The organism is uncultured Campylobacter sp. (genome assembly GCF_938017705.1).
In the GTDB taxonomy this organism is placed as follows: Bacteria; Campylobacterota; Campylobacteria; order Campylobacterales; family Campylobacteraceae; genus Campylobacter_B.
Genome location: NZ_CALIIS010000135.1, coordinates 1 through 15,387, shown reverse-complemented (window position 1 = coordinate 15,387; position 15,387 = coordinate 1). Strand labels below are relative to the sequence as shown.

The window sequence follows — 15,387 nt, the reverse complement described above, 5'->3', positions numbered from 1 at the left end:
TGCCCGGCTCGGAATCGACACCCGGTGCGATAAATTTTAAATTTTTATAGCTTCCTGCGGGGACCAGCCCCTCATCAAGGCATCTTAGAGCGCTTTTTAGAAGCGGAATTTTGCTAGGATAAATTTTAAAACTCACGTTCTCGTTTATCATCTCAAGCGCGTGTCCAAGTAGTCCAAAGCCCGTCACGTCGGTCGCGGCATGTATTTTTAGACCCGCTAGCGCACCCACGGCATAAAAATTTAGCAAAATCATGCTCTCTATCGCATCACGAAATTCTTCAAATTTAAGAAATTTCGCCTTAATGGCCGTAGCGATAATGCCCGTACCGAGGGGTTTTGTTAGGATCAGCAGGTCGCCTTCGCGCGCTGTGTTATTACTCCAAAATTTGCGCGGATTCACGCGCCCTGTAACGCTAAGTCCATAATAAATTTCTGGAGTAGAGATGGTGTGACCGCCTACCAAGACCCCTCCGCACTCTTTGATCTTGTCTTTGCCGCCGCGCAGAATTTCGCGCAGAATTTCGTTTGAGAAATGACAATCGTCAAAACCTACGATGTTTAGGGCATTTATCACTTCGCCGCCCATCGCAAATACGTCGCTTAGGGAGTTTGCCGCCGCGATCTGTCCGAAGATAAACGGATCGTCCACTAGAGGGGTGATAAAATCGAGCGTCTGCACTAGCGCAAGATCGTCGCTTATGCGAAATATGCTCGCATCTTCGTTGCTGCAGGTGGACGAAAGCAGGCTTGCGTTGGGCTCGATTAAATTTCCAAGATTTTCGGTTAGACCCGCCGGGTCAAGCTTGGCGGCTCAACCAGCGGCTGCAATAAATTTCGTGAGGTTAAAATCTCTGTAGATCATAGTTTGATTACTTCGTATTTTGATAGGACGTCCATGATTTCGTATGCGTTTGAAATCTCGCCGATTACGAGCTTATCGACTAGTTTGTAGCCCTCTAGACAGCTTCCGCAGCTTAAAATTTCAGCTCCCGCTTCGTTTAGCTTTTTGATCGCCTCGAAGCATTCGTGGCCGCGGTTGGTGGTTATGTGCACGGCGTTGTTTACACAGATGACCTTCACTGGCTTTTCGTCTAAGCTTAGCGCCGCGCCTAAAAATTTAGCAAGCAAGCTCTTTCCGATCGGGCCGCTTCCGCACTGCTCCTCGTTTAGGAATATCACCTTGCCTCTTTTTGGCGCCGTGACATTACAATAAATATCGTCGATACTTTCATCTTTAAGCTCGTCCGTTTTTACGGTTTTTATAAGTGTGTCAGCGCCCGCTTGTGAAATTTGCGCCTCAAAGCCGTTTTTAGCCAAAAAACGTTTTATGTTTTCGCGCGGCGCTACATCGTTTACTAAAATTTCTAAACTCTCTCCGATTTTTAGCTCACCGAGGGCTTTTTTGGTGCGCAAAAGCGGCTCCGGGCAATTTAAATTGCGACAATCTAGTTGCATATGTAATCCTTAAAAATAAAATTCTTTGAACCTCAAAGCTAATGCGAGCCGCGCGCAAGCAGGCCCGCATAAAATTTACCCAAGTTATAAGCGCGGGTACTTCGCTTCAAATTGCGATTTAGCGATCTGCCCTTTATCGAGCAGCTCGCGATACCAGTAGTGGTGAAGGACGTAAACTTCCTCCTCCGGCTTGTGTCCGTCGATCATCGAGTGGATGGCACCGCTGATCGCAAAGACCGCCATATAGATATGCACGAGCAAAAACACCGCGCAGACCGCGCCCAAAAGATTATGGATAATCGCGCTCGCTCTTAAAATTTCGATCTGGCTCATACCTAGCGCACTTCTCATCGCCGGGATATCGTAGTCTAGGAAAAACATTGACGCACCCGTCGCTATCATCACTATACCGCCTAAAGTCGCGACCCAAAACCACGCCTTTTGGCCTGCGTTAAATTTACCCGCAGGGATCGTGCGCTTCTTTTTGCTTAAATAGCCGCCCACGATCATCATCCATTTGATATCGTAAGCTCGCGGCAGCATACGCCAAAACCATGTCACTAGCATAGGCACAACGGCAATCGCAAACGCTATCGTAGCCAGTCCGTGAGCGTTTTTACAAAACCTCACGAAAGCGCCGCCGCCGAATTCTTCGCCAAACATCATAATCAAGCCTGTCGGAACCAAGATCGCCCATGCCACGGCCGCTACGAGATGATATAGTCGCTCAAATTTATTAAATGCGTAGATCGGCTTGCCCGCGTGATGATCGAAGTGCTTCGGCCCTATGATCGCGTAGTGCCCAATAAAAGCTATGATTACGCCCAAAACCGCACCAAGAGCCAACCAAGCAAAAAAGCCCGAGCTTTGCAGATGTCCTTCTGTACCTATTGGCGACGTTGAATTTGGGGACGAAGGCGTTGCCGTAGCTATCGATGTTTTCAAGCCTTGCATTGCCCCAAACATCGCTATTTCCCTGCACGATATCAGCATATTTTTTCTCTTCGGCCTGCGCATAAATACAGGCGAAAAGCGCGAGAAACAATCTTTTCATGGATTTCCTTAGATATAAAATTCAAGCCGATTATATCATTTTTTGCAAAAAATTTTCTTACAAAGCAAAATTACATTTTTGCATTAAGTGCGGCGCTAGTTTCGCCTCGCATACTCGTCGTAGCCAAATTTTTTGATTGCCAAAACCTCTCCGCGCTCGTCCGCCAGAACAAGATCGGGCAGCTTTATACCGTTAAAGGTCGTGTTTTTCACGATTGTGTAGTGGATCTGATCCTCGAAAATGACCCGATCGCCGATGTTTAGCGGCGCGTCAAATTTATACTCGGGCTGCCCGCTCTCAAGCCCCACGACGTCGCCTGCGAGGCAGGTATTGCCGCCGAAGCGATAGCTAAATTTACCGCTCTTACTCTCGCCGCGCACCGCAGGGCGATACGGCATCAGCACGGTATCTGGCATATGAGCTTCAGAAGAGGCGTCCAAAATAGCTATTTTAGCGCCATTTTCTACGATATCAAGCACGCTAGCGACCAAATACCCGCACTCCCAGCCGACCGCTTCGCCGGGCTCAAGATAAATTTCGACCTCATATTTTTCGCGAAATTTTTTGATCAGATCTATCAGTAGCTCCACGTCGTAGCCTGCGCGCGTGATATGATGCCCGCCGCCGAAATTTAGCCACTTTAGGCCTCCGAAATACTTGCTAAATTTCGCCTCAAAAACCTCAAGCACCCGCTCTAGGCTCTGAGAGCTTTCTTCGCACAGCGCGTGAAAATGAAGCCCCGAGATGCCGTGCAAAAACTCGCCGTCTTGCAAGATCGCCCGCTGCAGCGCTTCAAGGCTCATCCCGAGCCTGCTAAAGCTGCCGCACGGATTGTAAGCGTCTTTGGGCGCGAAGGAGGTCTGCGGATTTAGTCGCAAGCCGCACGATGCACCCGCAGCAAGCGCTTTTGCGCGGTATTTTTGCCACTGCGCGGCGCTATTGAATACGACGTGATTTGAAATTTTTAAAATTTCATTCAAATCATCCTCTTTGAATGCTGGCGAGTATGTGTGAATCTCGCCGTTTTTGATAAATTCCGCGGCAAATTTCGCCTCGTGCAGACCGCTGCAGGTAGCGCCCCAGAGGTATTTGTCTACGTAGGGCATCGCGAAGCTAAACGCAAAGCCTTTTAACGCGCATAAAATTTTTGCGCCGCTTCGCTCGCCTACGCTGCGTAAAATTTCTAAATTTTTTACCAATTTTTGCTCCTCGCACACGTAAGCCGGGGTTAAAATTTCATCGATTTTCATCGTTTTTCCTCATTAAATTTTTTCACAATTATATAAAATTTTATAAATTTTTGGTTAAAATCGCCCAATCTTTAAAAAAGGATAAAAATGGTAGAGATAGAATTTTTAGGACCGATCGGGCGCGAGCCCCTGCGCCTAAACGCAAACTCCTTGCAGGAGGTAAAAGCGGAGCTGCAAAAGGACGAAAACCTGCGAGAGTGGCTTGCAAACTGCGCCGTAGCAGTAAATGATAAGATGATTTATGATGCGAATTTTGCGCTTAAATCCGGCGATCGCGTGAGCCTTCTGCCTCCCGTTTGCGGCGGCTAAGCTTAGAAGGCGGCGATGAGCGAGGCTAAATTTAATCCAGAAATTTTAAACGGGATCGAGCCTGAAATTTATGAGGGCAGCTTGGACGTGAACGCGATTTTATCGCGCTGGTACGCTAAATTTAAGGACGCAAATTGCGGTGCGTTTATCACCTTCGTGGGCATCGTGCGCGACGAGGGCGGTATCTGCGCGCTTAGCTTTGATATATACGAGCCGATTTTGCAGACGTGGTTTGAAGCGTGGCAGCAAAAGGCCTCGGCACAGGGCGCGTTCGTGCTTTTTGCACATGCAAACGGGGGTGTGCCGATCCATGAAAGCTCCTACGTAGCAGGCGTCGTAAGCCCGCAGCGCAAGGTCGCTCTGGCGCTCATAAACGAGTTTGTGGAGGATTTCAAAGCGGCCGCGCCGATCTGGAAATACGACGTAAAGGGCGGAAAAATCGAGGGCGGCAAGGTAGTAGGCGGGAAGAGGTTCTACGCGGCGGATCGCTCGCAGAAAGTAAAAGGCGCGGGGCTTTTGGGTTAAATTTAAAAGCACGCGCCGCTTAAATTTATAGGCTTGCTTTAATTCAATCAAATTTAATCAAAACGGCGATTGCGCCGACAAACAAAATTCCGTGTGATACTGAAGAATTTCAAAATAAAGATTTTGTGTAAATTTGGCGGCTGAGGCTAAATTTAAAACTCAAAATTTTACTCTGACCCCGAGCTCGCGCGCCCGATAAGTATGGCGGGCGAAAACTAAAATTTCAAGTCTAAATTTATATCAATTTAATAGATCGGCATTGCTACGGCGCGTCGCAAATAAAACAGAGGCGCGCAAACTCTTGCTAAATTTAAAACCAAAATTTCGCCGCCGTATATCTAAGTGCAAGTGAAGCACGGTGCAATGAAATTTTAAAATTTCATTGCAAATAACCATTTCTGCTAAGCGGCGGCTAAAATTTAAACACGCCCTTAGCTTCTGCGATGCGCTCGCTAAGGCTCGCAGCGGCATCTTCGCTCCTTGCCGCGCACCTAAAGATCGGCTCCAGCACCTCGGCGAAAAAGCCGTTTAGCCCTTCTTGCATGATCTGAGCGTTGTTTTGATAGCGCGCAAGCCCCATAAATACGCCGTGTCCGATCGCGCAGAGACCGCCCGCCTCATCGGCGATAAACTTATTCAGCGCCTTGCAAACCGCAACGACCGCGCTTGCGTTTACGATCTCGCGATCTCTTAAATAATCCTCAAGCGCGCCGTAATCGCACTCGCATCTGATCCATCTAAACGCCTTTGCGATCGACGGAGAAACGCATTTATGATCACTTAGAGTGCATAGGACGTATAAATTTTTAGGCACCGCAAAATATGAGCGGCCGTCCTTTAAAACGACGCTGGCGCGCGCTTTTTCGCCCTCTTCAAAGCCGTCGATTACGTGGGAATTTTTCGTGCGGATCAGCGAAAGCTCGTCATTTTCGTCGTAGCGGCGATCCAAAAGCACCGCAGCCTCGCCTAAAATTTTATCCAAGCTCGCGGCACCTGCATTGTCGATCAGAAAATAATACTCGCCCTTCGGATCGTTTAGCGCCTCTTTGCAAAGAGCCTTAAACTCGCCATTGATGAAACTTTCGCCGTAAAATCCGTCGATGAAATCGCGGTATTCAAAACCTTCGTGCAGGCAAACGTAGCGGAAATTTTTTGTCGCGAGCTTCTTTTCGGTGATCAAAGATCGCAATCTGCGAGTTTTGCCCGTGCCGATCGCGCCGTAAAATATCGTATTTTTTGCGATCTCTTCGCTTTTGTAGTTTTTGACGTATTCAAAAAATAGCGACGAATACACGATCTTAGCCGCGCCCACGACGTCCTGCGGATACGGGGTGAATTCCGCGATAAATCGCGAACTTACTTCGTAAAATTCTTCAAAAATTTCAACCTTTTCGTCGTAGAGCAAGGATAAAATTTGCGCGGTTTCATCGCGATAAACGAGCGTCGGAAACTCGTCGTTGCACTGCGCAAATATGCTAGCTAGCAGATAGAGCTTCTCGCGCGAAATTTGCGCGAAATCGCCGCCATCTACGAGCCCTAAATTTAGCATTCCGTCGTCGCTTAAGTAGCTGTCGATCAGATAGAAATTATCGGCATTTATCGCGGATTTTAAAAATTCCATCAGCACGAAAGGCTGATTATGTAGCGCGACGTCGAAAAAATCGATCGCCAAAGCGCTATCCACCGCCGTAAGAAGCCTGTAAAGCTCGTCGTAAAAATTGACTAGCTTTTGTTTGAAAATATCGCGAGCGGTGCGCTCCTGCGAATAGCTATTGAAATTTTTGACGATATTTTCGATAAAAACATAAAGCGAGACGATGTTTTTATCCTCGCCGCTAAGCACGCTATCTACGCTTTTTACGGCATTTTTAGGAAAGAGTTCCTTTTTGCCGATGATGCGGTCTTTGAAAGCGAAATCGTAATAAAACGCGCTGATATTGGAATCAAAAAACTGATCCATAAAAAAATACTCGGCGTGCGCGAACTTCTCGCCCAAAGATAAAATTTTGCAGCTTCTAAGATTGCCGTCGCTGAGATTTATATATAAAGTTTGCAAAAACTCGTTCTCGGTCTCATCAAAGCTTGCGAGGCAGCGCTTTATCTCGCCTAAATACTTTGAGATCGCGGTTTGTTTTTTAAGCCAGAATTGGTTTTTGTTGTGATTTTTCCAGCTGACGACCAGCGACTCTATCTTTTCCTTGCTAAAATCTTGCATGACTCATCCTTGAAAGATTAAAATTGTGTATTGTACTTGAATTTAAATAAATAATTAATAAAACTTTGATCTCGCGACGGAGCCGAAAGCAAATTTTATTAAATTTACGCGCCCGCGGCGGTAGGAAATTTTAAAATTTACTGCGCGTAGAGCCTATCCGCGACCCTGCACCAGCGGGACGAATTCGCAGGCGCCGAGTTCCTCTTCTTTGATCTCGCTTGGCGAAATTTTACTAAACCTAACGATCTTTTGCGAGCCGCCTCTATTCATCGGAGCGACCAAAATTCCGCCGATTGCCAGCTGCGCAAACAGCCGCTCGTCGATCCGCTCGGCGCACGCAGAGAGCAAAATCCTATCAAAAGGGGCAAAATTTTTCCACCCCGCGTTGCCGTCATCGTGGCGCAGGCTGATGTTTGAAATCCCGAGATTTGCAAAGTGCCTTTTCGCCTCGCCCACCAACCGCTCGACGCGCTCGACGGCAAAGACGCGGTGAACCATCCTGCTTAAAATCGCCGCTTGATAGCCGCTGCCGCAGCCGATCTCTAAAATTTTCTCGACCTTCGGATCGACGCTTAGCGCCATCGTCATGCGCGCGACCGTCAGCGGCGAGCTGATCCACTGACTAGCCAAAATGGGCTGTGCGTTGAGGCTGAAAGCGTGCGCGCCCAGCGGGGCGAACTCGCTTCTAGCGACGCTACAAAACGCCTCAAAAAGCGCCGGATTTAAGCTAACCTGTTCGGCGATGTCGTTCGCCATCTTTTCGCAGCGAAGCCGCTCTAGCGAGACCATGACGCACTCCCGCCCGACCCGGCGTTCAATTTAAAGCCGCGAAAGCTTCCGTCCTGTTTAAATTCCAAACCGATAGAGCTTTTAAAAATGCCGCCAAAGCGCCCACTCCGCACCAAAAGAGCATGAGCTGCGTTTTTTAAATGCGTAGCGCGGCTAAATTTTAAAAATTTTGCAGGTAATACGCCTTCTGTGCTTATCGCGCATTCATACCGCGCCGAACAAGTATCTGCAAAGTATCCGTGCCGCGATGCGGCAGAGCAAAATTTCAAACCGCAAAATCCGCTAAAAATCATCGAAACTCAAGCTTCCTTTGCTGTAGTTCGTGACCTTGCTCTCGAAAAAATTGCTCTTTTGATCGTTAAATTTAGAAAAATCATCGACCCATTTTATCGGATGTTTCGCGCCGTATCGCTTCTCAAGCCCGATGGCGAGCAGGCGCTGATCGACTAGGTAGTGGATGTATTCTTCGATGATGTCGTCCGTAAAGCCCATGATTTGGTTATCCGTGATGTATTTGCCCCAATCGATCTCTAAGTTTCCCGCCGTCTCGAACATCTCGTAAATTTTATCCACGTTGCGCTTGTTAAACAGATCGGCGCGCTCCTTGCGGACGGAATTTATCATGTTTTGAAAGAGCAGCAGATGCGTGATCTCGTCGCGCTGTATGAAGCGGATCATCTGCGCGCTGCCTAGCATCTTGCCTGCGCGAGCGAGCGCATAGATCGACGTAAAGCCGCTGTAGAAGTAGATCCCCTCTAAAATTTGATTTGCCACCATCGCTAACAGCAGCTTATCGTCGCTAACCTCGCCCGCAAGCTCCTCATAGACGCTTGAGATGTAGTCGTTTTTCCTGCGGAGCATATCGTCGTGCTTCTCCATCTCGTAAATGAGATCGGTATTTTCACAGATCGCCTCGACCATGACGGCGTAGGATTTGCTGTGGTTGGCCTCCTCGTAGGCTTGGCGAGCGAGCACGGCGTTGATCTCCGGCGCCGTGATGTAGGGGTTGATATTATCGGCGAGATTGTTGGTCTGAAAGCTATCCATCGATATCAGCTGGCTCCACACGAGATCATACATCCGCTTCTCGGCGCTTGTGAGATTGAAGTTATAATCGCGCACGTCGTCGGTGGTATCGACCTCTTTAGGAAACCAGGTGTTGGCCTCCATCAGATCCCAAAGCTTCAGCGCCCATTGATATTTCGCCTTGGTAAAATTTAAAATGCCCTGCGGATTGCCACCGAAGACCTTGCGATCGGTAAGGGTCTCGTCGGAGAAGGGGTTGTAGATTTTTTTCCTATCCATTTTTTGCCTTTTTAAAAATTTCGGCGTATTTTAGCCAAAGCAAGCTAAATTTACCTTTTGTTTTGAAGCGGCAATGGTTACACGGCATGAAATTTTACGGGGAGCAAATTTGCGCAGTATAAATTTTAAACGCTTGATAAACATAGAATTTTACGCCGCAGACGGAGCGAAATTTAAACATAGCAAGCGGCGGCAAGGTTAAATTTTAAAGCTTTCCGTAGGGCGAAATTTATCGCAGCACAATGCACACGGACAATGCGCGCTAGATAAAATTTCATCGCGTTCATCGCGGCAAGATGCTCGTGGCAGCGCAAATTTAATCAAAATTTCGAAGTTCGATCTTTAGATTAGCGCGGATTTTGCTAGGATCAAAGCTCGCAAGCGGCGCGCTTAAATTGCCGAAATTATCGCCTGTAGGCAGGAAGTTTTGTAGATAATAGTCGCCGCGGTAGCCCTCGCTGTATAGAATTTGCGCCATCTGCTCGATCTTTGCTTCGTTTAAAAAATCCGCATGCACGGTCGTGCGCACCTCAAATTTAAAATTTCGCCGCAGCAAAAGCCTAAGAGTTTGCAGAAATTTATCATATAAATTTGACTTTGTAATAAGCTCAAAATCCTGCCGCGGCGCCTTAAAATCAAGCGCGATATAATCGATCAGCCCTAAGTTTAGCGCCTCTTCGATCTTTTGCGGATTTGAGCCGTTGGTGTCAACCTTGAGCAAAAAGCCGCGCCGCTTAACTTCGTGCGCCAGCGGGATAAAATCGCTCGCACAGGTGCATTCGCCGCCGCTAAATACGATGCCCTGAAGCTTGCCAGCGCGCGCATCCAAAAAGCGCAGAAACTCTTCGTTTGAAATTTTACCCCCTGAAGTAACGATTTGAGGGTTGTAGCAGTAATTGCAGCGCATATTGCAGCCGCAAAACCACGCGATCGCGGCGATGTGATCAGCAAAATCAAGCATCGTAAACGGCGTGATCTCGTAAATCTGCGCGTTACGCAGATTTAAGGCTTGCGGCGGCTTCGTATGCGTTTGTTGCATTTGGCCGGTAGCGGCGACTAGGCTATTTGTTTTTTGTCTTTTTTCTCTTCAAAAAAGACGCGCTCTTTGTGTTCGCCCTTCTTTCCGATATTAAAGCTCTCTACTGGGCGTAAATAGCCCATTACTCTTGTGTAAACGACGCATTTTGTGCGTTTTGCTTCTAACTCTTTTGGAAATTCCATTCTCCATCCTTTCATTAAGATTAAAATTTAAATCGCTATTTAGGCGCCCTTGCTCTGCTTGGCTTTGTATTCCGCAAGCAGCTCCTCGTCGCATTTCGGGCAGTATTCATGCTCGCCGCTGATGTAGCCGTGCTTATGACAGACGCTAAAAATCGGTGTGATTGTGATATAAGGAAGCTTATAGTTTTGCACTACGCTTTTTACGAGCTGTTTGCACGCCTGAGCCGAGCTGATGCGCTCCTTCATATACAGATGCAGCACCGTGCCGCCAGTATAGGAGCTTTGCAGCTCATCTTGCATCGCCAGCGCCTCAAACGGATCACTTCCGAAATTTGCCGGAAGCTGCGTCGAATTGGTGTAGTATATGTTTTTATCAAATCCCGCCTGGATGATATCTGCGTAGCGCTTCTTATCCTCTTTGGCGAAGCGATACGTCGTACCCTCTGCAGGCGTAGCTTCGAGATTGTATAGATTGCCAGTCTGTTCCTGAAACGAGCGGATCTTCTCGCGCAGATACTCAACCATCTTAAGGGCAAATTTACGCCCGAATTCCGTCGTAATATCCTCTTTATTTCCACTAAAATTTCGGATCATCTCGTTTGCGCCGTTAATACCGATGGTGCTGAAATGGTTATTAAAGCCCGGTAGATAGCGCTTCGTATATGGATACAAGCCGCGCTCAAACATCTCGGTAACGAATTTTCGCTTCTTCTCAAGCGTCGATTTTGCAAGCTCCAAAAGCTCATCCAGCCTCGCATACAGTGCCTCTTCGTTATTTTTATACAGATAGCCTAGGCGGGCTAAATTTATCGTTACGACGCCGATGCTTCCCGTCATCTCCGCGCTTCCGAAAAGTCCTCCGCCGCGCTTAAGAAGCTCGCGCAGATCAAGCTGCAAACGGCAGCACATCGAGCGTACGGCGCCAGGTTTATACGCCTTTGGATTGGGTACGCGCTCGCCCTTTTCGTTCGTGATATATTGCGAGCCGATAAAATTTTGAAAATAGCTAGAGCCTACTTTGGCAGTGTTTTCAAACACGGCGTCAGCCGCAGGAGTATCCCAATCAAACTCCTCCGTTAAATTTACCGTAGGAATCGGGAATGTAAAGGGCTGGCCGCACTTATCGCCCGTCGTTAAAACCTCGTAAAACGCGATCACGATGCGGTTCATCTCAGGCTCGAAATCGCCGTAAGTCATCGCCTCGAGCGAGTCCTTACCGCGCCTTTTAGCCTCGGCCAAAAGCTCCTCGTCGTGTAAATTTTTAAATAGATGCTCATTATTATGCGTAGGGATCTGCGTTTTTAGATCATCTGGGCAGGTCATATCGATGGTGACGTTGGTAAATGGACTCTGACCCCAGCGCGCCGGAACGTTTAGGTTAAACACGAAGCTCGTGATCGCCTTTTTGACCTCATCGTCGCTTAATTTATCGCGGAAAACGTATGGCGCTAGATATGTATCAAAGCTACTAAACGCCTGTGCGCCCGCCCATTCGCTTTGTAAAATTCCAAGAAAATTCGCCATCTGATACAGTGCTTCGCGGAAATGCTTCGGCGCCTTGCTCTCGACTCTGCCGCGCACGCCGTTAAAGCCCTCGTTTAGAAGCACGCGCAGGCTCCAGCCCGCGCAATACGCCGTAAGACAGTCCAGATCGTGGATATGATAATCGCCGTTTCGGTGAGCCGCGCCCTCCTCGCGAGAGTAAATTTTATCTAGCCAGTAGTTTGCGATGACCTTGCCGGCGGTATTATTGATAAGGCCTGCGTTTGAGTAGCTGGTATTGGAATTTGCTAAAATTCGCCAATCCTGTTTACTGATGTATTCATTGACCGTCTGGGTGCAGTTGATGTAGGTCGTATCCTCTTCAAGCCCCAAAATGTGCTCACGCTGCATCTTGTGCGTGTGGCGATAGATCATAAAGCTTTTCAAAACGGCGAAATCGCCCGCTTCGAAGAGCTTTTTCTCGATGAGATCCTGAATATCTTCTACGCTTAATTTATCCTTAAAAACGATCGCGCCCATTACGTTATCAAAAACCTTTTCGTCAAACTCGGTACCGACGCTTTTGTAGGCTTTTTTGATAGCATCTTTTATTTTGTAGGATTGAAATTCTTGAAAACTTCCGTCTCTTTTAATGATTCTCTTCATAATAACCCCGCGAATTTTCTGAATAAATTGGCAGAAAGTATATCAAGGAATCTTTAACTCAAAATTAAAGGAACGAGCGGAATATCCGTTACAAATTTTGCTTATAAAAAACGAAATTTAACCAAATCTCGCTATAATCGCAGAGTTTATTTTATAAAATTTGGAAATGCTATGAAAAATTTTAAAATAAGTTTTTTCGTGATTTTACTATGTGTCTTTTTAGCAGGCTGCGCTGCGCTTAAAGGCTCTAAAAGCACGGATAATTCGGCGCTTACCGGAGGCATCGATCACGCAGGATATCCAAACGCATATCTGGAGCGCATTGCAGGCGAAAGCATCGCTGATCTACTCTCAAAGCGTATTGTCGGCAAGAAAGGCGGTAAATTTAGTGTCGTCGGCATCGAGCCACTGGATGGAACGAACGCGCACGGCGTGGATGCGGAATTTTTGAGCAAAAAAATTAGAATTTCACTACTGCATTCAGGCAAAGCAGTCGTCACAGACGCCCCAAGTAAAGATGAACTCGTATTTAGCAACGATGGCGTAAGCCGTGGCTATCACGCCGTAGAAAGCGGCTCGATCTACGCGCCGGATTACATCTTGGTAGGTAAAATTTTACCGCAAAGCCCCGCTGCGGCAAATGACGGTAAAGCAGAATCTAAAAAATCAAAAAATTTAAATTATGTAGCTAAAAATTCTACCGCACAAGCAAGCGAGAACCTATTTTTAGAGCTTTCGATGATAGATACTCGCAACAACAAGAGCGTGTGGAAGTATAAAAAAGCGCTTCAAAAGCAAATTTAAGGAATTTTTCGCTAAACTCACGGTTCATTTTTTTGAAAGGCGGTGAGGAAAGTGCCTGGAGTAAAGGTATATCCGAACGAATCATTTGACGAAGCTTACAGACGCTTTAAGAAGCAGACCGATCGTAACCTAGTCGTTACCGAGGTCCGCGCGAGACGATTTTTTGAGCCGATGACGGAAGTCCGCAAAAAGCAAAAAATTTCAGCTCGCAAAAAGATGCTTAAACGTCTTTACACGCTACGTCGCTACGAGTCACGCTTGTAGCGGTTTGCGCGGATTTGCGGATTTTAAATTTGCAGATCCGCGCGAAATATATCTCAAATCTTTTTAAATTTACAGCCCGCTTAAAATTTGTCCGCCGCGCCAGCGCCGAAATTCCAATCTAAATTTTAAAATTTACCACTTAAATTTACCCGCCTTTTTGCGGCGCCTGCTTTATACGACATATCCGCCGGCGAGCCACTAAATTTTGAAATTTATTTTTACCTATTCGTTTTTTAGATATACTTTTGCTAAATTTTAAAGGAGCAACCATGGACTTAAACGACTACCTCCACACTCAAGATCAGCAGCCTTCAAACCCTCAAGAAAAAGAAGTAGCACTCATCAAATACACCTTCATCGCGGCCTGCGCCTTAAAAGCTATAGCCGAACTGGTGCTATTGCTATTAGGAATTTACGGCGGATTGGGAGTGCTACTAAGCGCAGCGGCATTCGTGCTTTTTATCTTTAGCATTTATAATATCTCTAAACTTACCGTAAGCTGCAGCCTTTTGCGCAACGTAGCCATTGCCTTTGCGGCGATATTTATAGGCGTATTGTTATTTATATTTTTAGCGGGCGGCATCATCGCTCAAATACTACTTGCATTGGGATTCATCGCATCGTTTCTGTTTTTTTATAGATTTTATCAGGAGCTTGCCGATACTAGCGGAATTGCGATATTTTCATATTGCTTTATCGCGCTTGTACTTGCAGCTATTGCAAATGCGTTTTTGGCGCGTTTTTCGCTGCCTGCTACGGTGCTGCTCAGCTTAGCGGCTCTTGCACTTAACGCTTTTGCTATATTCAGCGTAGAGGGTTTTTCTCGTTCGTATTATTCTTATGATCTTAGAGGCAAGAGATAAATTTTGATTGCTTGATCGGTTGTGAAAAGACCAGCAAAGAGCTAAATTTTTAAAATTTAAAATCAAGGAGCAAGCCATGGTCTATTTCAAACACATATTTCTCGCGCTATTTTGTGGAGCGCTGTTTTGCGGCGTACTTTTCGGCGAAAATCAAAATAAAATTTCAAAGCAAAATTTTAAATCCGACTTCATCTGGGGCGTTACGATCGACGACGGCTGGTACGAGGACGCGCAAGAGGCCTCGGGCGCGAAGCTGCAAAGTATCGTGCGCGCCCTGCAAGCCTTACCCGCAAAGCCCACCGTGCGCGTCGTGATGTCAAAAGAAATTAGCCCACGCGAGTACGAACCCCTTTTTAGGCGGCTTAGCGAGGTTTCGTACGTGATGGCCTGCCCCGTGGACTCCTACGAGATGAGCTCGTACAAAAGCGTGAAAAGCTACGAAAAGAGGTTCGCGGACGCCTTCGCCGCGCTCGCGCCCTATGTCGCGATCTGGGAGATCGGCAACGAAATAAACGGCGAGGGCTGGCTCGGGGACGATGCGAATTTCATCGCCGCCAAGATGATTGCAGCCTTCAAGCTCATCCACAAAAAGGGCGCTAAGACGGCGCTTACTGCGTATTATACGCCGCCAGAGGCGCAAGATACGGAGATGCGCGAGTGGCTGCAAAAATTCGTGCCGCAGGATATGAAAGAGGGGCTGGATTATCTTTTCGTAAGCTACTATGAGGACGACAACGAGGGCTTTACGCCTGATTGGAACGAAATTTTTACCAATCTGCAAAGCGCCTTCCCCGCTTCGAAGCTCGGTATCGGCGGTGCTGGTGACGCGCTCCCTGCAGCGCGATGGCGTCTGGACGCTGGCGAACTACACCGACCTGGGCACGACCGGCGGGCGCAACGCCCTGCTTGTGACCGTGTGGGAGGCGGCCGCGAACTCGGTGGCCGTGGCCGTGGCGGCCGCGGTCATCGCCCTCACGCTGGGGGTGTCGGTGTGCCTGGTGGTCTCGCGCCGTCCCCGCAGCCGTGCACTCGCCCGGGCGGTCATGGGGCTCGACGCCGCCTTCATGCTGCCGCTGGGCGTGTCCGCCGTGACGGTCGGCTTCGGTTTCCTCATCACCCTGGCGCGCCCACCGCTGGCCCTGACCCGCTCCTGGTGGATCCTGCCGCTGGCGCAGGCCGTCGTGG

At 47.9% G+C, this 15,387-nt stretch carries 14 protein-coding genes and 1 pseudogene; 6 read left to right on the top strand and 9 right to left on the bottom strand.

Annotated elements, in window-relative coordinates:
* The 4 genes from selD to nspC form a co-directional block, all read right to left on the bottom strand.
* The coding region (gene selD / locus Q0605_RS06915; protein WP_298705399.1) for a selenide, water dikinase SelD at positions 1-763 on the bottom strand (763 nt) is incomplete at its 3' end.
* A gap of 95 nt (positions 764-858) precedes the next feature.
* Positions 859-1,455: a sulfurtransferase-like selenium metabolism protein YedF gene (yedF, locus tag Q0605_RS06910; protein WP_298705396.1), complete on the bottom strand. Its 597-nt coding sequence runs from the start codon at positions 1,453-1,455 to the stop codon at positions 859-861.
* Positions 1,456-1,539: 84 nt separating this feature from the next.
* On the bottom strand, positions 1,540-2,421 hold the full coding sequence (locus Q0605_RS06905) for a formate dehydrogenase subunit gamma (protein WP_298705393.1): 882 nt from the start codon (positions 2,419-2,421) through the stop codon (positions 1,540-1,542).
* Positions 2,422-2,604: 183 nt separating this feature from the next.
* Positions 2,605-3,759: a carboxynorspermidine decarboxylase gene (gene nspC, locus Q0605_RS06900; protein ID WP_298705390.1), complete on the bottom strand. Its 1,155-nt coding sequence runs from the start codon at positions 3,757-3,759 to the stop codon at positions 2,605-2,607.
* Positions 3,760-3,846: 87 nt separating this feature from the next.
* On the opposite strand from nspC, the gene Q0605_RS06895 reads away from it, so the two are divergent.
* Complete coding sequence (locus Q0605_RS06895) at positions 3,847-4,068, top strand: MoaD/ThiS family protein (protein ID WP_298705387.1); 222 nt, start codon at positions 3,847-3,849, stop codon at positions 4,066-4,068.
* 15 nt (positions 4,069-4,083) lie between these two features.
* Positions 4,084-4,593: a molybdenum cofactor biosynthesis protein MoaE gene (locus Q0605_RS06890; protein ID WP_298705384.1), complete on the top strand. Its 510-nt coding sequence runs from the start codon at positions 4,084-4,086 to the stop codon at positions 4,591-4,593.
* A gap of 412 nt (positions 4,594-5,005) precedes the next feature.
* On the opposite strand, the gene Q0605_RS06885 is transcribed toward Q0605_RS06890, so the two are convergent.
* From Q0605_RS06885 to Q0605_RS06865, 5 genes and pseudogenes are all read right to left on the bottom strand, one after another.
* Positions 5,006-6,808 carry a hypothetical protein gene (locus Q0605_RS06885; protein ID WP_298705381.1) on the bottom strand — a complete coding sequence of 601 codons (1,803 nt, stop codon included), beginning with the start codon at positions 6,806-6,808 and terminating at the stop codon, positions 5,006-5,008.
* A 153-nt stretch (positions 6,809-6,961) separates the two neighbouring features.
* Positions 6,962-7,597, bottom strand: coding sequence for a protein-L-isoaspartate(D-aspartate) O-methyltransferase (locus Q0605_RS06880; protein WP_297896800.1), 636 nt, complete (start codon positions 7,595-7,597; stop codon positions 6,962-6,964).
* A gap of 282 nt (positions 7,598-7,879) precedes the next feature.
* On the bottom strand, positions 7,880-8,902 hold the full coding sequence (locus Q0605_RS06875; protein WP_177387058.1) for a ribonucleotide-diphosphate reductase subunit beta: 1,023 nt from the start codon (positions 8,900-8,902) through the stop codon (positions 7,880-7,882).
* A gap of 316 nt (positions 8,903-9,218) precedes the next feature.
* Positions 9,219-9,941 (bottom strand): anaerobic ribonucleoside-triphosphate reductase activating protein, encoded by a 723-nt coding sequence (locus Q0605_RS06870; RefSeq protein ID WP_298705377.1) that lies wholly within the window; start codon positions 9,939-9,941, stop codon positions 9,219-9,221.
* Between the two features lie 17 nt (positions 9,942-9,958).
* Positions 9,959-12,271: pseudogene (locus Q0605_RS06865) on the bottom strand (ribonucleoside triphosphate reductase).
* 171 nt (positions 12,272-12,442) lie between these two features.
* Here Q0605_RS06865 and Q0605_RS06860 point away from each other — a divergent pair.
* The 4 genes from Q0605_RS06860 to Q0605_RS06845 all read left to right on the top strand — a co-directional run.
* Complete coding sequence (locus tag Q0605_RS06860; RefSeq protein ID WP_298705375.1) at positions 12,443-13,075, top strand: hypothetical protein; 633 nt, start codon at positions 12,443-12,445, stop codon at positions 13,073-13,075.
* Between the two features lie 51 nt (positions 13,076-13,126).
* A complete protein-coding gene (gene rpsU / locus Q0605_RS06855) occupies positions 13,127-13,339 on the top strand; it encodes a 30S ribosomal protein S21 (RefSeq protein ID WP_005869392.1) in 213 nt (70 codons plus the stop codon).
* Positions 13,340-13,608: 269 nt separating this feature from the next.
* Positions 13,609-14,202, top strand: coding sequence for a hypothetical protein (locus Q0605_RS06850; RefSeq protein ID WP_298705372.1), 594 nt, complete (start codon positions 13,609-13,611; stop codon positions 14,200-14,202).
* A gap of 76 nt (positions 14,203-14,278) precedes the next feature.
* The coding region (locus Q0605_RS06845) for a hypothetical protein (RefSeq protein WP_298705369.1) at positions 14,279-15,387 on the top strand (1,109 nt) is incomplete at its 3' end.